This is a genomic window from Pseudomonas sp. 3MAES_34.3B (assembly GCF_058145875.1).
The window spans coordinates 2,174,150-2,199,452 of the sequence record NZ_CM176960.1; the positions used below are offsets into that span (position 1 = coordinate 2,174,150).

Sequence of the window (25,303 nt, forward strand, 5' to 3'; positions counted from 1 at the left end):
TGCCAGCCATGTCGATATCCGAACCCGTCTATGAAGTGCTGGACCCGCGCTTTCGGGCGCTGATCCTGCCCAACACCCAGTTGGAATGCCTGTATGACCAATGCCGTTGGGCCGAGGGGCCGGTGTGGTTCAACGACGGCGGTTACCTGCTGTGGAGCGACATCCCCAATGAACGCATCCTGCGCTGGACGCCTGAGCAGGGTGTGTCGGTGTTTCGGCCCCGGTCCAACTTTGCCAATGGGAATACCCGGGACCTGCAGGGGCGCCTGGTCACCTGTGAGCATGGCACCCGACGTGTGACCCGCACCGAGCCCGACGGCTCCATCACCGTGATTGCCGATCGCTTCGAGGGTAAACGCCTGAATTCACCCAACGACGTGGTGGTGCATCGCGATGGCGCCGTGTGGTTCACCGACCCTACCTACGGCATCCTCAGTGACTATGAAGGTTTCAAGGCCGAGCCTGAGCAGGCGGGGCGTAACGTGTATCGGGTAGACCCTGGCACCGGCGAGGTCCGCTGCATGGTAGGGGATTTCGCTCAGCCCAACGGGCTCGCGTTCTCGCCGGATGGCGCCACCCTGTATGTTGCCGATTCAGCGCGTTCCCACCATCCCGATGCGCCCCACCATATTCGCGCCTTCGAGGTGAAGGAGGGGAGTTGGCTGGGCGGTTCGCGCGTGTTCGCGCAGATCGAGCCTGGCATCCCGGATGGCCTGCGGGTGGACGTGGAAGGTAACGTGTGGACCAGCGCCGGCGATGGCATTCAGTGCTTCGCCGCCGATGGCACGCTGCTGGGCAAGATCCTGCTGCCTGAAAAAGTCGCCAACCTCACCTTCGGCGGGCCGCGCCGCAATCGGCTGTTTATCACCGCCAACACCTCGCTGTACATGATCCATGTGGCGGTGGCCGGCGCGCAGCTGCCTTGAAAGAAAGGACCGCAGGCTGGGGGGTGACCCGGTCGCAGGCAAGCCTGGCTGCTACACAATATTCGTCGGGACTGTAGCAGCAGAGCTTGCTCGCGACTCGCCGTGAAACGGCGGTGTGGTCGGCGCGCAGCTGCCTTGAAAGAAAGGACCGCAGGCTTGGGGTGACCCGGTCGCAGGCAAGCCTGGCTGCTACACAATATTCGTCAAGCCTGTAGCAGCAGAGCTTGCTCGCGACCCGCCGTGAAACGGCGGTGTGGCCGGCGCGCCAACGCGATCAGGTAATCGCGCCGATCTGCCAGGGCACGAACTCGTTCTGGCCGTAGCCGTGTTGCTCGCTCTTGCTGCGCTCCCCGGAAGCAATGCGCAGCATCATCCGGAAGATGTGCTCGCCGCGCTCCTCGATGGTCATGCTGCCATCGGCAATGCCGCCACAGTTCACGTCCATGTCGTCTTCCTGGGTTTCCCATAGCCGCGTATTGGTTGCCAGCTTGATCGACGGCGAGGGCGCGCAGCCGTAGGCCGAGCCCCGCCCCGTGGTGAAGGCGATCAGGTTGGCGCCGCCAGCCACCTGGCCCGTGGCCGAGACGGGGTCATACCCGGGCGTATCCATGAACACCAGGCCGTGGGCCCTCACAGGCTGCGCGTACTCGTACACGTCCACCAGGTCGGTGGAGCCGGCCTTGGCCACGGCACCGAGGGATTTTTCCAGGATGGTGGTCAGGCCGCCGGCCTTGTTGCCCGCCGAGGGGTTGTTGTTCAACTCGGCGTTCATGCGCGCGCAGTAGCTTTCCCACCAGTGAATGCGCTCGATCAGCTTTTCTCCTACCGCTTGAGTCACCGCGCGGCGGGTGAGCAGGTGCTCGGCGCCGTACACCTCGGGGGTTTCGGAGAGTATCGCGGTGCCGCCCGCCGCGACCAGGCGGTCCACCGCATTGCCCAGCGCCGGGTTGGCGGTAATGCCGGAGTAGCCATCGGAGCCACCACATTGCAGGCCTACCACCAAGTGGCGAGCGCTTACCGGTTGCCGCTCCACCTGGTTGGCTTCGGCCAGCAATTCTTTCACCTGAGCAATCCCGCTGGCGATGGTTTTGGTGGTGCCGCCTGTGCCTTGGATGGTGAAGGTGCGCAGCGAATGGCTGCTCTCCAGGCCTTGGGCCGCGAGCAGGTCGGGAATCTGGTTGGTTTCGCAGCCCAGGCCGATCATCAGCACCGAGGCGAAATTAGGGTGCACCGCGTAGCCGCCCAAGGTGCGGCGCAACATGGCCAATGCTTCGCCGCCGGAATCCACCGCGCAGCCAACGCCGTGGGTGAGGGCGACCACGCCGTCCACGTTGGGGTACGGCGCCAGCGCCTCGGGGTGGATGTCCCGACGGAAATAGTCCGCAATCGCCCGGGCCACTGTGGCCGAGCAGTTCACCGAGGTCAGAATGCCGATGAAGTTGCGGGTGGCCACCCGGCCATCGGGGCGTACGATGCCCATGAAGGTTTCGTCGGTTGGTGCGGGCGCACCCTTGGCATCCACACCAAAGGCATAGTCCCGTGAAAAATCACCCATGGCCACGTTGTGGGTGTGCACGTGCTGGCCGGCTTCGATGGGCTGGCTGGCGAAGCCGATGATCTGCCCATAGCGGCGCACCGGTTGCCCGGCAGCGATGGCCCTGGCCGCAACCTTGTGGCCTGAAGGGACGGCGTCGAGCACCTCGATGCCTTCAGGGAGGGCCAGGCCTTTTACCAGTGGCTGGCGCGCGATCAGCACGTCGTCCAGCGGGTTGAGGCGTATCACGGCATTGGCGGCGGTTTCGCTGCCTGTTGTTGTTATGAGTTGCATGGTGGTACCTCGGTGTGGTCTTCCTGCTGGGCCAGGGGTAAGCCATTGAGCGCTTTCAGCACGTCGAAGAGGTGAGGGACGTACAGCTCGCCATGACCCAGATTAGTCGCCAGCACGTACACCTGCCGAACCGCTTCAGCGATTGACGCCGACGAAGATTGCTCGGCGGCCAATCGGGAATAGGCGCGCATGTCCTTGGCGGCGTTGCGGATGGCGAATTGTTGGCCGCTATCGTCGCCTTCAAGCAGGTACGGGATGATGCGGTCGAAGGTTTTGCTGTGGGCGCCGCTAAGCCGGCACACCCCGGCGAACTCGCGCAGGTCGAGCCCGGCCTTGGCGGCAGTGCCAAAGGCTTCGGCGAGGATCGCGCCATTGGCCTGGGCGATGAAGTTGTGAATCAGCTTGGCCCGATAGCCCGCGCCGTGGCCACCGAGGTGATGCACGGTTTCAGCATACGCGGCCATCAGCGGGCGCACCCGCTCCAGCACCTGCGCCTCACCGCCCACCAACACATTCAGCCGGCCTTCGCGCGCTTCCCTGGGGGTGCGGTTCACCGGCGCGTCGAGGAACGCCGCGCCCTTGCTCGCCAATGCCGCGGTCAGCTCCTCGGCCAGTTCGGGGTCGGCCGTGCTGCTGTCGATCACGATAAGGCCAGGGTGCGCGCCTTCGAGCAGGCCGCCCGGGCCGAACACAACCTCGCGTACCTGCGGCGTACCGGTCACGCAGAGGATGACTACGTCGGCATGGCGGGCCAGTTCGGCCCCACTGGAAGCCTCTGCGGCGCCCTGTTCAAGCAAGGCATCGATGGCCGTGCGGCCGCGGTGCGCCAGCGCCTGCAATTGAAAGCCTTTTTCAAGCACCCGCGCAGCGATGGCGCTGCCCATCAAGCCCAGGCCCACCATGCCGATGCGCTGGACGCGCTGCCCTGTGGGCTCACTCAGTTCGTTGCCTGTCTGGTTCATTGCGGCGCCTCCGCGCACAGCGTTCGAGGATTGGTAACTGCGGGCGCTTCGCGCCTTGGCGCCAGCTCACGGTCTGGCCATTGCACATGCTGATGGCCTAGGGCGGTGATGTTGTCGCAGCCCAGCAGGCCGATCACGCGGTCCACTTCGTTCATCAGGATCTCGATGGCGCGGTCGGCGCCCGCACGGCCACCGGCGGCCAGGCCCCAGGTGGTGGCACGGCCCACCAGCACCGCATCCGCGCCCAGGGCCATGGCCTTGACGATGTCGCTGCCACGCCTGAAGCCGCCATCCAGCATGACCGCCAGCCGGCCTTTCACGGCTTCCACTACCTCGGGCAGCACGTCCATCGCCGACACCGCGCCATCGAGCTGACGGCCGCCGTGGTTCGACAGCACGATGCCGTCCGCGCCGATGGCCACGGCCTGTGCCGCGTCGTCCGGGTGCAGCAGCCCTTTGATAATCAGCCGGCGCGGCCAGCGATCCCTTAGCCAGCGCAGGTCCTCCCAGGACAACGAAGGGTCCAGTTCCTTGGCCAGTGCCGTGGCCGCGCCGCTCACGCTGTCCTTGCCGGGCGGCAACAGGTCGCCCAGGTTGGCGAAGCGCGGCATGCCATGGGGCCACAGCACCTCGGTCATCCAGCGGGGGTGCGTGATCACATCCAGGGTATTGCGCAGGTTCAGCTTCAGCGGCCGGGCATAGTTGCGCAGGTCCCATTCGCGCTTGCCATAGATCGCGCTGTCGGTGGTCACCACCAGCGCCTCTACACCCGCGCGTTCGGCGCGCTCGGCCAGCTTGGCGACGAAATCGCGGGTGCGGTACATGTACACCTGCATCCACACGCGGCCACCGGCGGCTTCGACCACCCGCTCCAGCGGCACGGTGGACGCATTACTCAGGATGAACGGGATACCCGCCGCGGCGGCCGCGCTTGCCAGCGCAATGTCGCCTTCGTGGGCGAGCAACCCGCTGAAGCCGGTGGGCCCGATCATGAACGGCGCCGCGCTGCGCCGGCCGAACAGGTCGATGCCGATGTCGCGCTTGGACACGTCGATCAACGCCCGGGGCTTGAAGGCGATTTCCGAGAACACCTCCCGGTTGCGGCGCAAGGTGGTTTCTTCCTCGGCGCCGCCCTCGATGTATTCGAAACAGAAGTTCGGCACGCGCCGGGCCGCCATTGCGCGAAGGTCTTCGATGCTGTGCGCGCGGCGGGGGTTGCGGCCTGTATAGAGACGACGTAGCACGGAAGGCCTCCTAAACCGGCAGCTTGCGTTGATAGTCGATGGACAGCACGGCGAGCATCTGCACCACCGCTACGCCCACGAAGAACATCAGGGCCAGGAAGTACGAGCCGGTGTTCTGCACGATGTAGCCGATAAAGATAGGCACGAAAATCCCGGCGATGTTGCCCACGAAGTTCATGATGCCGTTCAGCGCACCGGTACGGGCCCGGGTGGCGAGCATCGCCGGCGTGGCCCAGTTGCAGCCGCCGCACCAGCGCAGGAAGAACAGCGCCACGCACAACAGCCCTACTACCGCGAACGGTGCCCGTACATAGGCCACCCCTAGCATGGACAACCCCACGGCGCCCGCGCCGATCATCATCATGGTGCGGTACACCCGGTTGGCGCTCGCCCCGGCCGATTTCCAGCGGTCCGCCAATTGCCCGGCCACCACTTCGCCGACGAAGCCGAAAAAGAAGATCAGGAAAGTGGCGCCGCCCAGGGACTTGAGGTCGAAGCCGTGGACGTTGAACAGGTAGGTCGGCAGCCAGGTCATCAGGCCAAAGAACACCAGGTTGGTGCAGGTGTGGCTGGCGCACATGCCCCATACCGAACGGAAAGTGAAGAACCTCAGCAGCGAACCGCCTGCGGCCACCTTCGGCTCACGTGCATCTTCTTCGGCATGGGCGTGTTCGATGTAGGCGATTTCAGCATCGTTGATCGACGGATGCTCGCGTGGCGTATTGCGGATGTACCACCAGGCCCAGATACCGCACAGGATGGTGCCCACCCCGGCGACCACGAAGGCCGCGCGCCATGAACCAAGCCAGGCCATCAAGGAGGCGACTACCACGGCGCCTACGCCGGAACCCAGCGCGGAGCCGGCATCCACAAGGGAAGCCCCACGGGTTTTTTCGTTCTGGGTGAGCCACAGCGCGTTGAGTTTGCCGCCCACCGGATAGATCGGCGCTTCGGCGATGCCCAGGCCCATGCGGGTCAGCATCAGGGCGAACCACCCGGTACATGCGGCGCCCAGGGCCTGGAATGCGCCCCAGCTGATGGTGGCGACTGCGATCAAGGTACGAGGTTTCAGGCGGTCGGCGAGCATGCCCGAGGGCACCTGCATGAACAGGTAGGTCCAGAAGAACGAGCTGAGGATCAGCCCCTGGCGCTCCGGGGTGAGGGAAAATTCCTGGGAAATCGCCGGCATGGCCACGGACAACGCCGCACGGTCGATGTAGTTGATGGACACGAGCAGCAGCAATAGAAGAAAGATCTTCCACCGCACAGTCGTCTTCTTGGTGCCTTGCAGGCGGGACATATCCATGCCGAGTCTCCTGTTATTTTTATAAGATCGGGCGGGTGGTAGAAGCTTGTGTGAGGGCTAGCGGCCCCAGCGCAATACGAGCGGATCGAGGCGGCGCGCGACCTCCAGCAGCCCTTCGCGAATCTGCGGATGCACCGGGGCGAGTGGGTGGCGCACGGCATCGGAGTGGATAACGCCGCCTTCTTTCATCAGGATTTTGCAGGCGGCAAGCCCGCATTGGCGGTTCTCGTAGTTGATCAGCGGCAACCACTGCTGGTACAGCGCCGCCGCGCGCTCACGATCCCCGTTCACATGGGCCTCGATGATTTTGCGAATCCCGTCCGGGTAGGCGCCGCCGGTCATTGCGCCGGTGGCGCCGGCGTCCAGGTCCGGCATCAGCGTGATCGCTTCTTCGCCATCCCAGGGTCCTATCACACTGTCGCCACCCAGCGCGATCAGCTCGCGTAGCTTGGCGGCAGCCTGCGCGGTTTCGATCTTGAAGTACGAGACGTTCTCGATCTCCCGCGCCATGCGGGCGAGAAAGGCCGCCGACAAGGGTGTACCGGCCACGGGCGCGTCCTGGATCATGATCGGAATGTTGACCGCGTTCGACACCTGCTCGAAGAACTCATAAATGCCGTGCTCGGTCACCCGGATCGTTGCGCCGTGGTAGGGCGGCATCACCATCACCATGGCGGCCCCGGCGGCTTGCGCGGCCTGGCTGCGGCGTGCGCACACCTGGCTGCTGAAGTGCGTGGTGGTCACGATCACAGGTACCCGGCCGGCCACATGGTCCAGCACCACATTCATCACGGTGTCGCGCTCATCGTCGGCGAGGGCGAACTGCTCCGAGAAATTGGCGAGTATGCACAGGCCATCGGAGCCGGCATCGATCATGAAGTCGATACAGCGCTTCTGGCCGTCGAGGTCGAGCTGCCCGTGTTCATCGAAAATCGTGGGGGCGACAGGGAACACTCCGCTATAGCGGTTTTTGTTGTGGGTATTCATATCGTGCTGTGCTCGTGACTGCGGGGTAGGGGACAACCGCTGCGCTCAGGCGCGTATTCACAGGGTGCGGTGACTGCTGATGGCCCGACTATACCCACGCGTTTTCCGGCCTGTATATTGAGTCCTTTCCATCCCCTGATGAGTTTTTCGACTCACCCATGAATACCCTCAACCTGCTGCTCTCCAGGCTGCGCCTCAAACAGCTGCAACTGGTGACCGCGCTGGACCAGCACAAGTCGCTGCACAAGGCCGCCGCCGTGCTGTCGATCACACAGTCGGCCGCCAGCAAGGCCTTGCATGAGCTTGAGGTAATGTTCGAGGCGCCGCTGTTCGAGCGCTCGGCGAGCGGGATGATCCCCAACGCGTGCGGCCAACGCGTGATCGAATATGCCCGTTTGCTGACCACAGACCTTGCGCTGCTGTGTGATGACATGGCCGATATCAGGGCGGGGCGCACAGGCCGGCTGGCCATTGGCGCGATCATGGGGGCTATCCCGACCTATGTGATCCCTGCGCTGGATGCCCTTCATGCGCAGATGCCGGCCGTAACCGTCGAGATTGTGGAGGACACCAGCGCGCGCATGCTCGCGCAGCTGGACGACGGCCGCCTGGACCTGGTCATCGGCCGGTCTGCCGTGAGCGCGCACCCCAATCGCTACCGTTACCTCAAGCTCGCCGACGAGCCGCTGTCAGTAGTGGCCGGGTATGACCATTCGACCAAAACCCAGGGCGAGCTGTGCATGCGTGACCTTGCGCAGTATCGATGGGTGACCTACCCCAGCAAGATGCCGCTGCGTGACCTGCTCGAACGCGAGCTGGACCTGGCCGGTATCGACAAGCCCGTGGACACCGTGTCCACGGCTTCTACCTTCGTCACCGTCGCGCTGCTCAACCAGGGCCGGGACCTTGTTTCGCTGTTGCCCACCGACATCGCCCAGCTGTTCGAGCGGCACAAGATGCTGCGCATCCTGCCCGTGGCCCTGCGCTCGCCCTCGCAGCCCTTCGGCATCGTCACCCGGCGCAGCAGCGTGCTGTCACCTGCGGCGGAGCGCTTGATCGAACTGCTGCGTCAATCGGCGCGGTGATCACACTGTGGGACCAGGCATAGCTTGGGAACCTGCACGCCCATACACCGCCACCACCACAAAGCACCCCAGCGGCAGCAGATACGCCAAAGCGGTAGAGGCATGATCCGCTACCAGCCCCATGAAGTAGGGCATCAGGGCGCCGCCGACGATGGCCATGATCAGGAACGAGCTGCCGCGCTTGGTGTGCGCGCCCAGGTCCTTCACACCCATGGCGAAGATGGTGGGGAACATGATCGACATGAAGAAAAAGATCGCGACCAGCGCAATCACCGAGAGGCTTTGCACCCCGCTCACCACTACGGCGCACAGGGCGACGTTGATGCAGGCGTACACCGTGAGCAGGCGTTGCGGCGCAATCCGCCCCATCAGCCAGGTGCTGAAAAACCGCCCGCACATGAAGCAGATCATCGCCACCGACAGCAGGTAGGCCGCGGTCTGGCTGCTCATGTTGGCCCAGTGTTCGGTCACGTAGTTGATGAAAAATGCCCCCACGCCCACCTGCGCCGCTACATAAAAGAACTGCGCGATTACCCCACCAACGAAGCCGCGGTGTTGCCAGAGGCCTTTGTCGGTGATGCCTTGTGCGTGACTGGTGCGCTCGCGTGCATCGGGCATGGGGGTACGGGCGAACATGGCCGCGACCACCAGCACAACCGCCGCGATCACCACATAGGTGGTTTGCAGGGAGGTACTGTCACCGTCATTGCTGGCCCCGCCGAAGAACAGCATGCCGCCCAGCAACGGCCCCACGAATTGCCCCAGCCCATTGAAGGACTGCGCCAGGTTGAGCCTGCGCTCCGCGCCGCCGGGCTCGCCGAGCACCGTGGCATAGGGGTTGGCGGCGGTTTCCAGGCAGCCCAGCCCCAGCGCGATCACGAACAGGGCGAACAGGAAGAACGGGAAGCTGGCCGCATTGGCCGCCGGCATGAACAACAGCGCGCCAGCGGCGTACAGGCAAAGCCCCAGCAGGATGCCCGCCTTGTAGCCGAAGCGGTCCATCAGAAAGCCTGCCGGCAAGGCGATGATGAAATAGGCGCCAAAATAGGCCGCTTGCAGCAGGCCGGACTGCGCCTTGCTCACATGCAAGGTTTCCTGAAAATGCTTGTTGAGCACGTCCAGCAGGCCATACGACAGGCCCCACAGAAAGAACAGGCTGGTCACCAGCATCAGCGCCAGCCGCACCGACGGTTCGGCGCGGGTGTACACAGGGGTTTCGATCTTGCCCAGTTTGGCCGACATAACGCTCTCCTCTTGTTGTTGTAGGTGTGAAGCGTGTGTACGAACAGCGGTGCGCGGTGAACCTCCGGCGGGGTTACAACGCTAAGTGAGCGCCCGATCCAGGTGGGTGTAGCCACCGTCGACCACCACCCATTGCCCCGTGGTGTGTGAGGCGCGAGGGGACAGCAGGAACAGCACGCTGTCGGCAATTTCCTCCGGGGTGGTCATGCGCTGGCCTAGCGGGATTTTCCCGACGATCTTCGCCAGGCGGGCTTGAGGGTCGTCGAAGCTGGCGATCCAGCGCTCGTACAAGGGCGTCATCACCTCTGCGGGAATTACCGCGTTCACCCGTACACCATCGTGCAGCAGCGAGGCGGCCCACTCCCTTGTGAGTGACAGCTGCGCGCCCTTGGACGCGGTGTAGCCGCTGGTGCCACCCTGGCCGGTGAGCGCGGTCTTTGAACCGATATTCACGATCGCCCCCTGGCTGGCCTTGAGTGCGTCCACGCACAGGTGGGCCATCAGGTAGTAATGGATGAGGTTTTTCTCCAGCGACTCCATGAACGCCGCGCGGCCGGCCTCCAGCCCCACGCTGTCGTTCACCCCTGCGTTGTTCACCAACCCATCGATACGGCCCAAGCGCGCTAGCACCTGTGCCACCGCTGCGGCGCACTGGGCCTCGTCGCGCAGCTCCACCTGGAAGAACAGCGTTTGCGGTTGGCGCCGGTCCAGCTCGGCGCTGAACGCGGCAGGAAGCGGCTGGTTGGCGAAGATCACCGGGATGGCGCCTTCCTCGGCCAGCCCGAGGGAAATCGCGGCACCGATGCCCGAGCCGCCGCCGGTGACGACGACCACTTTGTCCATGAGATGCAGGTTCATGAGCGGTAGCCCTTGAACGCGAATTGCTGCCTGGACGCTGCCTTCATCTGGATGGAGAACCCGGGGGCAGAAGGGGGCATGTAGGCGGCGCCCTTGACCACGCAAGGGTCTTCAAAGTGCTCATGAAGGTGATCGACGTACTCCACCACCCGGCCTTCATGGGTGCCGGCGATGCACAGGTAGTCGATCATCGACAGGTGTTGCACGTATTCGCACAGGCCTACGCCGCCAGCATGGGGGCATACCGGCAATTGGTATTTGGCCGCCATCAGCATCACTGCCAGCACTTCGTTCACACCGCCCAGGCGGCACGCGTCTATCTGCACCACGTCGATGGCTTCACGCATGATCAGCTGCTTGAACACGATTCGGTTCTGGCACATTTCGCCCGTGGCCACTTTCACGGGCGACACGCCCAGGCGAATGCGCCGATGACCTTCCACGTCGTCCGGGCTGGTGGGCTCTTCGATAAACCAAGGGCGGGCAAACGCCAGTTCCCGCACCCAGTCGATGGCGGCATCCACCTCCCATACCTGATTGGCGTCGATCATCAGTTGCCGATCGGGGCCCAGCACTTCGCGGGCGATGCGCACGCGGCGGATGTCGTCCTGCAGGTCGCGGCCCACCTTGAGCTTGATATGGGAAAAGCCACCGTCGATCGCGGCCTGGCACAGGCGGCGCAGTTTGTCGTCCGGGTAGCCCAGCCAGCCCGCGGACGTGGTGTAGCAGGGGTAGCCATCGGCCTGGAGTGCCGCCAGCCGCTCGGCTTTACCGGTGGCGCGTTCGCTGAGCAACGCCAGGGCTTCGGCCGGGGTGATGCAATCAGTGATGTAGCGGAAGTCGATGCACCGCACCAGTTGTTCGGGCGTCATCTCGGCCACCAGTTTCCACACCGGTTTGCCTTCGGCCTTGGCCCACAGGTCCCAGGCGGCATTCACCACCGCGCCGGTGGCCAGGTGTATCGCGCCCTTGTCGGGGCCGATCCAGCGCAATTGGCTGTCACTGGTGATGTGGCGCCAGAAGCGCCCCATGTCCTCGGCGATCCACTCCAGCTTCAGGCCGATTACCAACCCGGCCAGCGCGTTGATCGCCGCGCAGCAGATTTCATTGCCCCGGCCGATGGTGAACGTCAGGCCATGGCCTTGCAGGGTAGGGTGGTCCGTTTCGAGGATTACATAGGCCGCCGAGTAATCGGGGTCGGGGTTCATGGCGTCGGAGCCATCGAGGGACTGGGACGTAGGAAAGCGGATGTCTTCCACGCGCACGGCGGTGATGGTGGTCATGGCGGTTCCCATTGGCGTTATTGTTGGAACGAACCGACCTGCCGCGTACGGCAGGTCATGCGCAATGTCAGGCGTCGACGGTGAGTTGCTCCTGTTCGCCCAGGCCCTCGATACCCAGGCGCATGCGCTGCCCCGCGCGCAGGAACACAGGTTCGGGCTTGCAACCCAGGCCCACCCCCGGCGGCGTGCCGGTGGAAATCACATCGCCGGGTTGCAGGCTCATGAACTGGCTGAGGTAGCTCACCAACTTGGGGATCTGGAAGATCATCGTGCGGGTGTTGCCGTTCTGGTAGCGCTTGCCATCCACTTCCAGCCACAGGTTGAGCTGGTGCGGGTCGGGTATTTCGTCACGCGTTACCAGCCAGGGGCCCATGGGGCCGAAGGTGTCGCAGCCCTTGCCCTTGTCCCAGGTGCCGCCGCGCTCGATCTGGAATTCCCGTTCCGACACGTCGTTGATCACGCAGTAGCCGGCCACGTGGTCCAGCGCGCTGGCCTCGTCGATGTAGCGCCCACCCTTGCCGATCACCACGCCCAGCTCCACTTCCCAGTCGGTCTTTTTCGAGTTGCGAGGGATTTCCACGTTGTCGTTCGGGCCAACGATGGCGCTTGTCCACTTGTTGAAGATGATGGGCTCGGCGGGAATGTCAGCGCCGGTTTCCGCAGCATGGTCGGCGTAGTTCAGGCCGATGCAGATGAACTTGCCCACATTGCCCACGCAAGGGCCGATACGCGGGTTCCCGTGCACCAGGGGCAGGGTCGAGTGGTCCAGCGCTTGAAGCCTGGCGATGCTCTCGGGGCTCAGGGCCTGGCCTGACACGTCGTCAATGAAGTCGCGAAGGTCGCGCAGCTTGCCATCGTTGTCCAGCAGGGCGGGGTGTTCGTGGCCTGGTTCACCGTAACGCAGCAGTTTCATGGGGTTTCCTTGTTCGAGGTAAAGGGTGTGGCGCACTTGGCGCTGTATCGAGAAGGGGGTAGTCGCTCAGGGCTTCAGTTGCTCCAGCCGCCGTCGATCACCTGCGCGGTGCCGGTGGTGAAGCCGCTGCGGGGCGAGCCCAGGTACAGCGCCAGCTGGGCGATTTCCTGGGGCGTGCCGAGGCGGCCCATGGGCTGGCGGGCCTCGAACGCGGCGTACACCTCTTCCTCGCTGCGCTGTTCCCGCGCCGCTTGCTCGGCCACGCGCTGGCGCAGGGAGGGAGATTCCACGGTGCCCGGGCAGATGCAATTGCAACGGATGTTCTGGCCTACGAAGTCGGCGGCCACGGAGCGGGTGATGCCGATGACCGCAGCCTTGCTCGCGCAGTAAGCGAAGCGATTGGGTACACCTTTGATAGCCGATGCCACCGACGACATATTGATGATCGAGCCCCCACCGTTGGCCAACATGCCCGGCAGAAACGCCTGGATCATCTTGTACATGGCGGTAACGTTGAGGTCGAAAGCGAAGCGCCAGTCTTCGTCGGAGCATTCGAGGATGGTGCCGCTGTGCACCACGCCCGCGCAGTTGAACAGCACGTCCAGCGGGCCGGTGTGCGCGGCCAGGCGCTGGATCGCGGCGGTGTCGGTGACGTCCAGCACATGTTTGTGCACGCCTTCGAGGGGGTCCAGCGCGGCACCGTTAATGTCGATGGCGAAGACTTCAGCGCCTGCTTCCAGGAACGCCTCTACGCTGGCGCGGCCGATACCCTGGGCTGCCGCGGTGATGAGCACGCGCTTGCCGATGAGGTCCATGTTCGATCCCTTGTTTTTATGTGATGGGCCTGTGATCCGAGATTCGGTGGCCGCCCTCATAAACGAGCACGTTGCGCTGGAACCCTTGCTATGATCCAGCCAACCGTAGCTGCTCCAATGGTCAGGCCACTGGACCTATGTGTAGCACCAGGTTGCCGATGCAACAAGGTGATGCCGCTGTTAAATCGCATAGCACAGGCTGAGTCGACGTCAGATGCCCATTCAAGTCATTGATAACCCCCGGCTTTATCGCCAGATCGCCGATCAGTTGCGTGCACTGATCAGCAGCGGCGAATACCCGCCCGGCAGTCGCCTGCCCGCCGAGCGGGAGCTGGCCAAGCTTTTAGGCGTTAGCCGCGCTTCGGTACGCGAGGCGATGATCGCGCTCGAAGTGGTGGGGCTGGTTGAAGTGCGTGTGGGCAATGGCGTGCTGGTGTGTGAGCCGCCGGCGCGACAGCTCTCGGACGAGCCGGTGATGACCCAAGCCACGCGGGATCAATGGAACGACATCGACCCGGAGCTGGGCATCGAGGTGGATTTCAGCGCCGAAATCCCGCCGTTTGCACTATTGCAAGCGCGGCGCCTGATCGAGCCCGAAGCCGCGGCGCTTGCGGCAGCTAACGCCAGTGAGCAGGAGCTGCACGGGATTCGCCTGGCGTTCGAACGCAATACCTCGGATAACCGGGAGAGCTCCCACACCCATCCGGGCGACCGGCTGTTCCACATCCGCATTGCCCAGGCGTCGGGCAACCCGGCCTACGCGCTGATGATCCAGCACCTGCTCGGGCATCGCTACGGCAGTATGTTCCAGCGTTTGCAGGCCCACTATACGAGCGAGGACATGCCGTTCAGGTCCGAGCACGAGCATCGGCAAGTGCTCGAAGCACTCGAGTGCCGCGACGGGGCGGCCGCGCGCGACGCCATGGCAGCGCACCTTGACGAGGTGATCCGTATTTTCAGCCGTGGCACGGCCTGAAGCGGCTTTCAGTAGGGATCGGGAGCTGCATTTTGGTAAGGCCAGTTAATTTATAAATCGAATTGGTCTTGCCAGTTACAGGGTCCGTGTGTAGTTTTCTCCCAGAGAGCGATTCGTCCCCTATGGCGGGTCTGCCTTCCCCTCGACAACAATAAAAGCGCCCGCACGGGCCGCTGGCGGGCATTGCCCGCAGCGTGTCGGCGTGCTCGGCCTGGAGAACGCCATGCTCACCGTCGTTTGCGACAAGCCCGGAACACTTCTCGCCCAGGATCGACCCAGGCCGCTGCGGGCGCCGGGCGAAACCCTCGTCCGGATCAAGCGTGTGGGTGTGTGCGGCACCGACCTGCACATCTTCAACGGCAACCAACCTTTCCTCGACTACCCGCGTGTGATGGGGCATGAGTTTTCCGGCCTGGTGGAACAAAGCGAGGAGGGCAGCGGCCTTGAGCCGGGCGACCTGGTGTATGTAATGCCCTACCTCTCCTGTGGCGAGTGCATCGCCTGCCGACAGGGCAAAACCAACTGTTGCGTGCGTATTCAGGTGTTGGGCGTGCACCGGGACGGCGCGTTTACCGAATACCTGAGCCTGCCCCATGCGTTCGTGCTCAAGGCCGAGGGGGTGACGCTGGACCAGGCTGCCATGATCGAATTCCTGTCCATCGGCGCCCATGCGGTACGCCGCTCGGACATCCAGCCCGGGCAGCGCGCTCTGGTGGTGGGCACCGGCCCGATCGGCATGGCGGTGGCGATCTTTGCTCGCCTGCGTGGGGCAAAAGTCACTGTGCTGGACACCCGCCAGGATCGCCTGGCGTTCTGTACCCAGCACCTGCACGTGGACAGCGCCGTGTTGATCGGCGACGCCGACAAGGCACAGTTGGAGGCGATCACAGGGGGCGAGTTTTTCGACGTGGTGTTCGACGCCACCGGTAACCCCGGCGCCATGGAGCGCGGCTTCGAATTCATCGCCCACGGTGGCAAATACGTATTGGTGTCCATCGTGCGCGGCAACATCAGTTTTTCCGACCCCGAGTTCCACAAGCGCGAGGCGACCCTCATGGGCAGCCGCAACGCGACGGTCGAGGACTTCCGCTACGTGGAGCAATGCCTGCGTGATGGCTTGATTCCGGACGCGGCGCTCAATACCCATCGCATGGCCTTGAGTGAGGTCAGTGCCCGCTTTACCGAGCTGCTGGACCCGAGCCAAGGCGTGGTCAAAGCCATCGTTGAATGCTGAGGGTGAGCCATGAGCACAACAACCGATACATCAGCGGGAACGCCCATTCTGCAATTCGGCACCAGCCGGTTCTTGCAGGCACATGCCGACCTGTTCATTTCCGAGGCACTGGCGCAAGGCAAGGCAGTGGGAAGGGTTACTGTGGTGCAGACCACCGATAACCCCGGCAGCAGCGTGCGGGTGAAGGCATTGGCTACCGGCGCGGCCTATCCGGTACACATCCAGGGTATCGATAACGGGCAGGTGGTCGACGAAGTGCGTTGGTCGTCCTCTGTCAGCGGCGCTCTGCGCGCCACCGAAGACTGGCCGCTGATCAGGCAGCGCTTCGTGTGGGACGCGCAGGTGGTGATCTCCAACACTGCGGACACCGGCTATGTGGTAAGCCACCTGGATACGCCCCAGGCATTGAAAGCGAGCGCGGCGGCGCCAGCGAGTTTTCCCGCCAAGCTGCTGGTGCTGCTGCATGACCGCTGGCAGGCCAACCCCGCCGCGCCGCTGTCGTTGTTCCCCTGCGAGTTGGTGTCACGAAATGGCGAGGTGCTACGCGAGCTAGTTGTGGGTATCGCTGAGCAGTGGGCGCTTTCCCCGTCGTTCATCGCTTACCTTCGAACCACCTGCCGCTGGGCCAATTCACTGGTGGACCGGATCGTCCCTCAGCCCCTGGAGCCCGTGGGCGCGGTGGCCGAGCCCTACGCCCTTTGGGCCATCGAGCGGCAGGAGGGGCTGGTGCTGCCCTGCGAACATCCCGCCATCGTGGTAACCGACACGCTGGACCATTACGAACACTTCAAGCTGTTCATGCTCAACCTGGGGCATACCTGGCTGGCCGAGCGCTGGAAAGTGGATGGGCGCGATCCCGAGGAAACCGTTCATCACGCCATGAACGACCCCGCCCTGCGCCAAAGCCTTGAGCACCTGTGGGAAGAGGAAGTACTGCCAGTGTTCGCCGCACAAGGTTGCCTGGCGGAGGCCCGCGACTACCTGGCCTCGGTACGCGACCGGTTTCTCAATCCCTATTTGCAGCATCACTTGGCGGACATCGCGCGCAACCATGAGGAAAAGAAACGTCGGCGCTTCTTGCCCATTGTAGAGATGGCGCGGCAAGCGCTACCGGGCCTTGCGCAGCCGCATTTGACTGCGGCACTGGCTGTGCAATAAAAATCTGAGGAACGGGCGCCAGGCGGCGCCCTTGAGCTGCTGTGATATGCTCCGCCGCAGCCAGACGGAAGCTGATCGATGACCCCGCTAAACCCGCCCGCCGAACGCCGCCTCTACCAAGTTATCGCCGACCGGCTGCGTGAGCACATCCGCAAGCACGGCATTGCCGCCGGTACCCGGCTGGCCCCCGAACGGGACCTGGCGCAGATGCTCGGTGTGTCCCGGCCCTCCCTGCGTGAAGCCTTGATCGCGCTGGAAATCGAAGGCAGCGTCGAAATTCGCATGGGCTCCGGCATCTATGTGTGCGAGCACCTGCTCGGCATCAAGGGGCGCACCAAAACCCTGGGCGAGAGCCCTTCGGAGTTGATGCAGGCGCGGGCACTGATCGAAGGCGAGTGCGTGATGCAGGCCTGCCTCAATGGCACCAAAGCCGATTACCGATACCTGCAAACCTGCATCGACAAGATGCGCGAAGGCGTGGAGAAGGGCATTCCGGCCCTGGATGACGACCGCCGTTTCCACCAGCGCCTGGCGAAGATGAGCGGCAACTCGACCCTGGTGCGGATCATCACTTCGCTGTTCGAAGAGCGTTACAGCCCGCTTTCCGCGCACATCAGCGAACACTCCGAGAATCGCGACACCTGGGCCACGGCGGTGGCAGAGCACGAGACCATCCTGCAAGCGGTGGTAACCCGTGACCTGATCGGTGCGCAAACCGCCATGCGCCAGCACCTGCGGTGTTCCGAGGCGCGCTGGCTGAAGGGCATGGACACCGAGGTCAACGGCAGCAGCGAGTAGCCTGATGGCAGGTTCAGGCCGTGATGGTTTTGCGAATGCCTTCCCATAGCCCATTCAGGTAAACGGCGCCCAGTGCCCGATCATACAGGCCGTACCCGGGGCGGCCGGTTTCGCCCCAGATCATGCGGCCGTGATCCGGCCGGTAATAGCCTTCGAACCCTGTCTCCACATAAGCCCTGACAATCTCGGCCATGTCCAGCGAGCCGTCTTCGGAGCGGTGCGCGGTTTCGAAGAAGTCACCCGCTTCGTTGACTTTCACATTACGCAAATGCGCAAAATGGATGCGCCCCTGGCCACCGAATTCGCGCACCAACGCCGGGATATCATTACCCAGGTCCGCGCCCAGCGAGCCTGAACACAGCGTAAGGCCGTTGGCCGGGTTGTCGACCATGGCCAATATGCAGGCAAGGTCCTCGCGGTTCTTCACCACCCGCGGCAGGCCGAAGATGGAGCGGGGCGGGTCGTCCGGGTGCAAGGCCATCTTGATGCCGGCCTCGCTGGCCGCCGGGATCACCCGCTCGAGGAAATACGCCAGCCGCTGGCGCAGGGTGGCTTCATCGACTTCGGCGTATTCGGCCAGTAGTGCCTTCAGTGCGGCAGGCTCGTAACTCACGTCCCAGCCGGGCAGCGTAAGGCCCTTCTCCAGGCTTGCCTGCTCGATCACCGCCGTTTCGAATGCCAGGGTAGTGGAGCCATCGGGCAGTAGCATCTCGAGGGTGGAGCGGGTCCAGTCGAACACCGGCATGAAGTTGTAGCACACCACCTTGATCCCACACGCGGCGAGGTTGCGCAGGGTCTGGCAGTAATTGTCGATCAAGCGATCGCGGCTGGGCAGGCCGCGCTTGATGTCCTCATGTACGGGCACGCTTTCGATCACCTCCAGCGCCAGCCCATGGGCGTTGACGGCGGCCTTCAGGGCCTGAATCCGCTCCAGCGGCCATACCTCGCCCACGGGAATGTCGTAGATGGCACTGACCACGCCGGTCATGCCGGGGATCTGCCGGATATAGGGCAGCGTGACCGGGTCGGTGTCGCCGTACCAACGGAATGTCATCTTCATGGGGCATGTCCTTTCTTGTTCTGCTGCCACTGGGGTGGGAGGAGTATAGATTGGTCAGGCCAAAATGCTGAAGGGCGGATTGCGAGTACTCCAATTCCGCCAGGATTCCGCGATTTTCTCCTCGCCGTTTTCAATTGACGTCTAGTATCTCTGGTTGTCGGCTGATTTGGTCAGGCCAATCAAGGCGTGGCCACCTCCGGCTGAAGCACGCAGCAGTCTTGCTCATAACAATAATTACGGAGGACTCGCCATGCAGAAAGGGCGCTGGTTAGTGATATTCCTGTGCTTCCTCGCGGTTGCGATCAACTACATAGACAGGGCCAACCTCGCGGTGGCCGCCCCCTATATCCAGAAAGAGCTGGGCCTGGGCTCCGGGCAGATGGGCTTGTTGCTCAGCGGTTTTTTCTGGACATACGCCCTGATGCAGATGCCTTTCGGCTGGTTCGTGGACAAGGTCGGTGCGAAGATCGCGCTGCCGCTGGCCGTGGCCTGGTGGTCGCTGTTCACCGCAGCCACGGCCGCCGCCGGTAGCCTGGCAGCGATGTTCGGTTGCCGCTTGTTGCTGGGGGTAGGTGAAGCGGGCGCGTACCCATCCTGTGCAAAAATCGTCAGCCAGTGGTTCGAGGTGAAGGAGCGCGGCTTTGCCACCAGCATCTTCGACAGCGGCTCGCGGGTGGGCTCGGCGCTGTCCATCCCCGTGGTAGCGCTGATCATCGAGCTGTGGGGCTGGCGCGCTTCGTTCGTAATCACCGGCGCGGTGGGGTTCGTGTGGGTAGTGGGCTGGTTCCTGATCTACCGGGAGCCCGCAGCCGTTGCCGCCATTGAGCGCAATGACGCGACCAAGGCGGCCACTCTGGCCGCGCAGCCTAAGGTTCGCTGGGCTTCGTTGTTCCGCCACCGCACCCTGTGGGGGATGATGCTGGGCTTTTTCTGCCTGAACTTCGTGATCTACTTCTTTATTACCTGGTTCCCCACCTACCTGATTCAGGACCGCGGCTTTTCGCTCAAATCCCTGGGCACCCTCGGCACCATCCCGGCGGTGGCCTCCATCGTTGGCGGCTGGATAGGCGGGCTTACTTCGGACGCGCTGTATCGCCGCGGCTGGAGCCTCACGGCCGCGCGCAAAACCTGCATCGTGGGTGGGATGTTGATGTCCTCGAGCATTTCGCTGTCGGTGTTTACCGAAAATACCTACGCGATGCTTGCCTTCTTCAGCCTGGCCTATGCCAGCCTGGCGTTTGCGGGTGCCAGCATCTGGTGCCTGCCAGCGGACGTGGCGCCCACGCCATCCCATGTGGCATCCATCGGCGGCATTCAGAACTTCGCTTCCAATACAGCCGGTATTTTCATTACCACCTTCACAGGTTTCATGCTGGTGATTGGCAATGGCTCGTTTACCGCGCCCCTGATGACCGCAGGAGGGTTCGCCATACTGGGCGCGTTCAGTTACCTGTTCATCGTGGGCAGGATCGAACCGCTGCCGGCTTTGCCAGGGGACAGGAAAGGCGGAGAGGGCGCTCCGCTCGCGCAACGGGGGTAAGCCTCGGTCAGGCCCCGCGGTAACCAGGGCGGGGCTGCCTTGATGGCCCTTGGAGGCGGCGTCAGCGCCGATGACGTCGCCGTTCCGGGTTCACAACCTCGATCGTCGCCAGCTTCGCCTTGAGCTGCGCCACGAACGCTGCGATATCCCGGGCCGAGGACAGGTCCGATGTCTTGATCTCTCGCTCTTCCAGAATCACTTCGTTAGTGCGGGCATTGATCAACTTGAGGGTCATTATCCCGGTGTCGATTTCACACTTGCAGACAGTAGGCAGGAACGCGTTTTCCAGGATATGTCGAAGCTCTAGAGGAGATAGCATGGCTCACCCTTGTTTTCTTATATAAAGCTAAGTCCCTTTGAGCATAGCCCACAGGGTGTGTTTTTTCGCACACTCACCGACTGGGGGTATCGCGTTAGAGCCCGCCGCTGCGATTGCCGCGCTGTGCCAAGCACCCCTCAAAACCTCCCACCACTGAATTATTCGGCCTGCTTTGCCTCTGACGTTCATTCACGGCGCGCGCCCGCAAGGGCCCTGCCGTGTGAACATGACTGTCAGGTTCAGGTAACCCGTATGAAATCACTAAAAAAAGCCATTAAACCGTTTGGCTTGAAAGACATCACCATTGTTGACGACGCCAAGATGCGCAAGGCGATCACCGCCGCGGCGCTGGGCAATGCCATGGAGTGGTTCGACTTTGGCGTATACGGTTTCGTCGCCTATGTGTTGGGCAAAGTGTTTTTCCCTAGCGCCGACCCCAGTGTGCAGATGATCGCCGCCCTGGCGACCTTCTCCGTGCCCTTCCTTATTCGCCCCCTCGGCGGGTTGTTCTTCGGTGCCATAGGCGACCGCTACGGCCGGCAGAAGGTATTGGCTGCCACCATCGTGATCATGTCGCTAAGCACGTTCGCCATCGGTTTGATCCCGTCCTACGCCGCTATCGGCATCTGGGCGCCGATCCTGCTGCTGCTGGCAAAAATGGCCCAAGGCTTTTCGGTGGGCGGTGAATACACCGGCGCTTCGATCTTCGTGGCCGAGTATGCGCCCGACCGCAAGCGCGGCTTCCTGGGAAGCTGGCTGGACTTCGGTTCTATTGCCGGCTTTGTGCTCGGCGCCGGGCTGGTAGTGGCCATTTCATCGGTGGTAGGCGAGGACAGCTTCCAGGCGTGGGGTTGGCGCTTGCCGTTCTTCCTCGCGCTGCCGCTCGGGTTGCTGGGCCTGTACTTGCGCCATGCGCTGGAAGAAACGCCGGCGTTCCAGCAGCACGTCGAAAAGCTGGAGCAGGGCGACCGGGAAGGCCTGGCCACCGGCCCGCAGGTGTCGTTCAAGGAAGTGGCCACCAAATACTGGCGCAGCCTGATTACCTGCGTGGGCGTGGTGGTGGCGACCAACGTCACCTATTACATGCTGCTTACGTACATGCCCAGCTACCTCTCCCACAACCTGCATTACAGCGAAAGCCGCGGCGTGCTCATCATCATCGCCATCATGGTAGGCATGCTGTTCGTGCAGCCCTTCATCGGGCGCCTGAGCGACCGCTTCGGCCGCAGGCCGTTTATCATCTGCGGCAGCGTGGGGCTGTTCTTCCTGGCCATTCCAGCGTTCATGCTGATCACCAGCGGTACGGTGGGTCTGATCTTCTGCGGCCTGCTCATCCTCGCGGTGCTGCTCAACTTCTTCATTGGCGTAATGGCCTCCACGCTGCCCGCCATGTTCCCTACGCATATCCGCTACAGCGCCCTGGCCAGTGCGTTCAATATCTCGGTATTGATCGCCGGGCTTACCCCCACCCTCGCGGCCTGGCTGGTGGAAAGCACCCAGGACCTTTACATGCCGGCCTACTACCTGATGATCATCGCCGTTATTGGCCTGGCCACCGGCCTGACCATGAAGGAAACCGCCAACAAGCCCCTGCGCGGCGCGGCGCCCACGGCATCGGACCTGGAAGAAGCCAAGGAGCTGCTGCAGGAACACCACGACACCATCGAACAGAAGGTCGAAGACATCGACGCCGAGATCGCCCGCTTGCAGGCCAAACGCGAGGAGTTGGCGCAGCAGCATCCGCGGATTGATTGATCCGGGGTGCCATTTCAGAAACAGGTGTACATCGCCTCCACCACCCTAAGCTGCGCGTCCACCAGGCAGCCGCTTCGCCATTTATCGAAGGTAAGGCAGGGGTGGGAGGTACCAAACGCGATGATGTCGCCCACGCGCAGTGCGCAGCCCGGCGCTATTTGCATGAAGGCATGCTGGTCCATGATCGCCGTCACGGTGCAGGCGCTGACATCGTCGGCGTTATCGGCGGTGCCGCCGGCCGCATAGCGCCGCAAAGGGTTGGGCAGGCCTGCGTCATGGGCGACATCCCGCTTGCCCAGCGCGATGATCGCCAAGCCTGGTTCGGGTAACGATTGTACGTGCGCGAACACCTCCAGCGCTGGCTGCAGGCCTTCGTGCAGATCGTGCCGGCGGCGCAGCACGCCGCACTGGGCGTCCTTGTAGATGCCATGGTCGTGGGCCACGTAGCTTCCGGGGCGCAGCACTGAGAGGAAGCTGTCGCGCACGGCTTGCCGGTCGAACTCTTCCGCGATGAGATCATACCAGGCCGAACCCGATGCCGTGACGATCGGCCGGGCAAGGGCGAAGCGCTGGTTGTTCTGCAAGGTGATCGCCAGCCCTACCAGCGAGGCGGCGAAGGCACGGATATCCGTAACGGCTTCGGTGCCGTGGATAACGCCTTCGTATCCTTCGATACCGGTAAGCGCCAGCGCGGGCTGGTTGGCGATGGTATCGGCAAGGTCTAGCACTTGCTGCTCGGTGCGGCAGCCGCAGCGGCCGCCCATCACGCCGTACTCAATCATCACATTCAGCCGCAGCCCGCGGGCCGCGAAGAACGCCCCCAACGTCTGAACATTGTCAGGGTGGTCCACAAGGCAGTGAAATTCAAAGGCCGGGTCTGTGAGCAGCTCGGCAATCAAGGCCATGTTGGCCGAGCCCACCAACTGGTTGGCCAGCAACACCCGGCGCACACCATGGGCGTAAGCCGCGCGGGTTTGCGAGGCGGTCGCCAGTGTGATGCCCCACGCGCCATGGGCCAACTGGCGGCGGAACAGGGCAGGGGTCATGCTGGTTTTCCCGTGTGGGGCCAACTCGGCGCCAGCCTGGCGGACGAAGGCCTGCATCCAGCGCAGGTTATGCTCCACCGCTTCTTCGTGGAGCACCAGAGCGGGTAGGGGAACATCGTGCAGCAGACGGTAACCGGGTTGCGCACTGCCTTTTTCTACGGGGGTAAGGTCCATGGTCGCTCCGTGATCGGATTTTGATTCATTGGAAGGGCGTTCGCATAAGCGGCACAGTCATGCCGCCGGGGCTTTGCGGCGATAGGCGATGCAGTCGATCTCGACCTTGCAGTCCACCATCATGCTGGTCTGTACACAGGCGCGGGCCGGGGCGTGCTCCGGGCTGAAATACTGCGCGAACACTTTGTTGAAACTGGTGAAGTCCCGAGGGTCATCCAGCCATACGCCTACCCGCACCACGTCCTCCAGCCCGTAACCGGCCTCGGCCAGAATGGCGACCAGGTTTTTCATCGCCTGGTGGGTTTGCTCGACGATGCCGCCGGGCACGATTTCTCCTTCCAGTGCCGGCACCTGGCCGGACACATGCAGCCAGCCATCGGCCTCCACGGCGCGCGCAAACGGCCGCGGCGTGCCCCCGGCGGCCGTGCTGCCGCTGCCATAGCGGGTAATCGTCATGTCATGCTCCCTGAGCTAAAAGTGATGTTCTTGAGGAACCACGCAAGCGCGGACTCCAGCGGTTCGTGCAGGGCGTCGCGCACTGCCCGGACAGGATAGCGGTATCATCGCACCCGGATCGAAACGCTTCGCCTGCCGTACCGGGCATGGCGGTAACCACTACAAGGCCTGATAGCTTATGACCGAGCACACTATTGAATTCCTTCCCGATGCCGACCCGGAGTCCATTTCCTCCGACGTAGCTGCGTTCAACGGGATGCTGGTGACGACACAGATCCCCGCGCGACCCGACGGCAGCCTCGAACTGGGTGACATCGAAGCGCAGAGCGTCTGCACCCTGGAGGCCCTGAAGGCGGCATTGGAGCGCGCCGGCAGCGGCCTGGATCGGGTGATGCACCTCACCATCTACCTCACCGATATCAGCGAACGGCCTCGATTCAACGAGGTGTACCAGCGCTACTTCAGCCGCCCATGGCCGGTTCGTGCCGCCGTGGGCGTCGCCTCGCTGGCGGTGGAAGGCATGCGCGTGGAAGTGACAGCGATCGCTGCTCGCGGCTAGCCCTTCGCGCCTGGCGCCCGTGTATCTCCTATCCGGCCCTGGTTGGCAAAAAAACTGAACCATAAGCCCAACGGCACGCCCTAACTCAGTGAACGCAGTACAAGCGCTTACACATGGCTGCCTCTAGGGCCCATCAGGGCCGTCCACTTGGGAGATCTGAAATGACCGACGTCAATAAAGAAAACATCAGCGTACTGAACGACCTGATCGAAACTTCGAAAGACGGCGAAGCGGGCTTCAAGGACCTCGCCGAAAACACCAAAAACCCTGAGCTGAAGGCGATCTTCGCTAGCGCCGCCGTCGATACCGCCAGCGCTGCCGTCGAGCTGCAAGGCCTGGTCCGCCAGCTGGGCGGCGACCCCGAAACCTCCACCAGCGTGGCCGGCGACCTGCACCGCCGCTGGGTCGACCTGAAGTCCGCCGTTACCGGCAAGGACGACGTTGCGCTGCTGAACGAAGCCGAGCGCGGCGAAGACGTGGCCAAGAAGAGCTACAAGAAGGCGTTGGAAAACACCGATGTCACCGCTGACGTTCGCGCTGTGATCCAGAAGCAGTTCGACGGCGTAATGCGCAATCACGACAAGATCAAGGCGCTGCGCGACCAAGCTCGCGCCCAGAAGTAAGTACGCCTTCGGAGCGGCGCCCATGCGCCGCTCCACCCCTATTCGCAAGCTTCGCTGTATAGCCGCCCCCGCCCCCTGTATTTAAACCCCCGTACGCCATCGCTCCTATTATTTCCCCCATCGTGCATACCCCTTGGGTAAACGCTGCGCGAATGG

The 25,303-nt window shown here is 63.3% G+C and carries 24 protein-coding genes; 10 read left to right on the forward strand and 14 right to left on the reverse strand.

Annotated features, from left to right (window positions below; all coding sequences use genetic code 11):
* Positions 1-8 precede the first annotated feature (8 nt).
* Positions 9-926 (forward strand): SMP-30/gluconolactonase/LRE family protein, encoded by a 918-nt coding sequence (locus tag AC3Z8Y_RS09735; RefSeq protein ID WP_490089491.1) that lies wholly within the window; start codon positions 9-11, stop codon positions 924-926.
* Positions 927-1,200: 274 nt separating this feature from the next.
* Here AC3Z8Y_RS09735 and AC3Z8Y_RS09740 read toward each other — a convergent pair whose 3' ends face one another.
* From AC3Z8Y_RS09740 to AC3Z8Y_RS09760, 5 genes are read right to left on the reverse strand one after another with little or no spacing between them, the layout of a single operon-like run.
* Entirely contained in the window at positions 1,201-2,754 is a 1,554-nt protein-coding gene (locus AC3Z8Y_RS09740; RefSeq protein ID WP_490089492.1) for a UxaA family hydrolase, read from the reverse strand.
* Positions 2,742-3,716: an NAD(P)-dependent oxidoreductase gene (locus tag AC3Z8Y_RS09745; protein WP_490089493.1), complete on the reverse strand. Its 975-nt coding sequence runs from the start codon at positions 3,714-3,716 to the stop codon at positions 2,742-2,744. Before AC3Z8Y_RS09745 ends, AC3Z8Y_RS09740 begins: the two co-directional genes overlap by 13 nt.
* A complete protein-coding gene (locus AC3Z8Y_RS09750; RefSeq protein ID WP_490089494.1) occupies positions 3,713-4,960 on the reverse strand; it encodes an alpha-hydroxy acid oxidase in 1,248 nt (415 codons plus the stop codon). The genes AC3Z8Y_RS09745 and AC3Z8Y_RS09750 overlap by 4 nt, the downstream gene beginning before the upstream one ends.
* A 10-nt stretch (positions 4,961-4,970) precedes the next feature.
* A complete protein-coding gene (locus AC3Z8Y_RS09755) occupies positions 4,971-6,266 on the reverse strand; it encodes an MFS transporter (RefSeq protein WP_490089495.1) in 1,296 nt (431 codons plus the stop codon).
* Between the two features lie 57 nt (positions 6,267-6,323).
* Positions 6,324-7,253 (reverse strand): dihydrodipicolinate synthase family protein, encoded by a 930-nt coding sequence (locus tag AC3Z8Y_RS09760; protein WP_490089496.1) that lies wholly within the window; start codon positions 7,251-7,253, stop codon positions 6,324-6,326.
* 158 nt (positions 7,254-7,411) lie between these two features.
* Between AC3Z8Y_RS09760 and AC3Z8Y_RS09765 the strand changes: the two genes are divergently transcribed.
* A complete protein-coding gene (locus AC3Z8Y_RS09765; RefSeq protein WP_490089497.1) occupies positions 7,412-8,338 on the forward strand; it encodes a LysR family transcriptional regulator in 927 nt (308 codons plus the stop codon).
* On the opposite strand, the gene AC3Z8Y_RS09770 is transcribed toward AC3Z8Y_RS09765, so the two are convergent.
* The 5 genes from AC3Z8Y_RS09770 to AC3Z8Y_RS09790 all read right to left on the reverse strand — a co-directional run bounded on the left by AC3Z8Y_RS09770 (position 8,339) and on the right by AC3Z8Y_RS09790 (position 13,449).
* A complete protein-coding gene (locus tag AC3Z8Y_RS09770) occupies positions 8,339-9,580 on the reverse strand; it encodes a sugar MFS transporter (protein ID WP_490089498.1) in 1,242 nt (413 codons plus the stop codon). It lies immediately after the preceding gene.
* Between the two features lie 81 nt (positions 9,581-9,661).
* Entirely contained in the window at positions 9,662-10,438 is a 777-nt protein-coding gene (locus tag AC3Z8Y_RS09775) for an L-fucose dehydrogenase (protein WP_490089499.1), read from the reverse strand.
* Positions 10,435-11,721, reverse strand: a complete 1,287-nt coding sequence (locus tag AC3Z8Y_RS09780) for an L-fuconate dehydratase (protein ID WP_490089500.1) — start codon at positions 11,719-11,721, stop codon at positions 10,435-10,437. The genes AC3Z8Y_RS09775 and AC3Z8Y_RS09780 overlap by 4 nt, the downstream gene beginning before the upstream one ends.
* A gap of 67 nt (positions 11,722-11,788) precedes the next feature.
* A complete protein-coding gene (locus tag AC3Z8Y_RS09785; protein WP_490089501.1) occupies positions 11,789-12,634 on the reverse strand; it encodes a fumarylacetoacetate hydrolase family protein in 846 nt (281 codons plus the stop codon).
* A gap of 74 nt (positions 12,635-12,708) precedes the next feature.
* Complete coding sequence (locus AC3Z8Y_RS09790; RefSeq protein ID WP_490089502.1) at positions 12,709-13,449, reverse strand: SDR family oxidoreductase; 741 nt, start codon at positions 13,447-13,449, stop codon at positions 12,709-12,711.
* Between the two features lie 214 nt (positions 13,450-13,663).
* On the opposite strand from AC3Z8Y_RS09790, the gene AC3Z8Y_RS09795 reads away from it, so the two are divergent.
* From AC3Z8Y_RS09795 to AC3Z8Y_RS09810, 4 genes are all read left to right on the forward strand, one after another.
* Positions 13,664-14,425, forward strand: a complete 762-nt coding sequence (locus tag AC3Z8Y_RS09795) for a FadR/GntR family transcriptional regulator (RefSeq protein WP_490089503.1) — start codon at positions 13,664-13,666, stop codon at positions 14,423-14,425.
* 223 nt (positions 14,426-14,648) lie between these two features.
* Entirely contained in the window at positions 14,649-15,659 is a 1,011-nt protein-coding gene (locus AC3Z8Y_RS09800) for a zinc-binding alcohol dehydrogenase family protein (RefSeq protein ID WP_490089504.1), read from the forward strand.
* Positions 15,660-15,668: 9 nt separating this feature from the next.
* Complete coding sequence (locus AC3Z8Y_RS09805) at positions 15,669-16,817, forward strand: mannitol dehydrogenase family protein (protein WP_490089505.1); 1,149 nt, start codon at positions 15,669-15,671, stop codon at positions 16,815-16,817.
* A 78-nt stretch (positions 16,818-16,895) separates the two neighbouring features.
* Entirely contained in the window at positions 16,896-17,615 is a 720-nt protein-coding gene (locus AC3Z8Y_RS09810; RefSeq protein ID WP_490089506.1) for a FadR/GntR family transcriptional regulator, read from the forward strand.
* A 13-nt stretch (positions 17,616-17,628) separates the two neighbouring features.
* On the opposite strand, the gene uxuA is transcribed toward AC3Z8Y_RS09810, so the two are convergent.
* Complete coding sequence (gene uxuA / locus AC3Z8Y_RS09815) at positions 17,629-18,675, reverse strand: mannonate dehydratase (RefSeq protein ID WP_490089507.1); 1,047 nt, start codon at positions 18,673-18,675, stop codon at positions 17,629-17,631.
* A gap of 250 nt (positions 18,676-18,925) precedes the next feature.
* Between uxuA and AC3Z8Y_RS09820 the strand changes: the two genes are divergently transcribed.
* The gene (locus tag AC3Z8Y_RS09820) at positions 18,926-20,215 is read left to right on the forward strand and encodes an MFS transporter (RefSeq protein ID WP_490089508.1); all 1,290 of its coding nucleotides are present in this window, start codon (positions 18,926-18,928) and stop codon (positions 20,213-20,215) included.
* 61 nt (positions 20,216-20,276) lie between these two features.
* On the opposite strand, the gene AC3Z8Y_RS09825 is transcribed toward AC3Z8Y_RS09820, so the two are convergent.
* Positions 20,277-20,534 carry a DUF1652 domain-containing protein gene (locus AC3Z8Y_RS09825; RefSeq protein ID WP_490089509.1) on the reverse strand — a complete coding sequence of 86 codons (258 nt, stop codon included), beginning with the start codon at positions 20,532-20,534 and terminating at the stop codon, positions 20,277-20,279.
* 252 nt (positions 20,535-20,786) lie between these two features.
* Between AC3Z8Y_RS09825 and proP the strand changes: the two genes are divergently transcribed.
* Positions 20,787-22,289 (forward strand): glycine betaine/L-proline transporter ProP, encoded by a 1,503-nt coding sequence (gene proP, locus AC3Z8Y_RS09830; RefSeq protein ID WP_490089510.1) that lies wholly within the window; start codon positions 20,787-20,789, stop codon positions 22,287-22,289.
* 14 nt (positions 22,290-22,303) lie between these two features.
* Here proP and AC3Z8Y_RS09835 read toward each other — a convergent pair whose 3' ends face one another.
* Both AC3Z8Y_RS09835 and AC3Z8Y_RS09840 read right to left on the reverse strand, forming a co-directional pair.
* The gene (locus tag AC3Z8Y_RS09835) at positions 22,304-23,509 is read right to left on the reverse strand and encodes an amino acid deaminase (RefSeq protein WP_490089511.1); all 1,206 of its coding nucleotides are present in this window, start codon (positions 23,507-23,509) and stop codon (positions 22,304-22,306) included.
* A 57-nt stretch (positions 23,510-23,566) separates the two neighbouring features.
* Positions 23,567-23,965, reverse strand: coding sequence for a RidA family protein (locus AC3Z8Y_RS09840; RefSeq protein WP_490089512.1), 399 nt, complete (start codon positions 23,963-23,965; stop codon positions 23,567-23,569).
* Positions 23,966-24,143: 178 nt separating this feature from the next.
* Between AC3Z8Y_RS09840 and AC3Z8Y_RS09845 the strand changes: the two genes are divergently transcribed.
* Together AC3Z8Y_RS09845 and AC3Z8Y_RS09850 are read left to right on the forward strand one after the other, a co-directional pair.
* Positions 24,144-24,524, forward strand: a complete 381-nt coding sequence (locus AC3Z8Y_RS09845) for a RidA family protein (RefSeq protein WP_490089513.1) — start codon at positions 24,144-24,146, stop codon at positions 24,522-24,524.
* Positions 24,525-24,685: 161 nt separating this feature from the next.
* The gene (locus tag AC3Z8Y_RS09850; protein WP_490089514.1) at positions 24,686-25,147 is read left to right on the forward strand and encodes a PA2169 family four-helix-bundle protein; all 462 of its coding nucleotides are present in this window, start codon (positions 24,686-24,688) and stop codon (positions 25,145-25,147) included.
* The last annotated feature ends 156 nt before the right edge of the window (positions 25,148-25,303 follow it).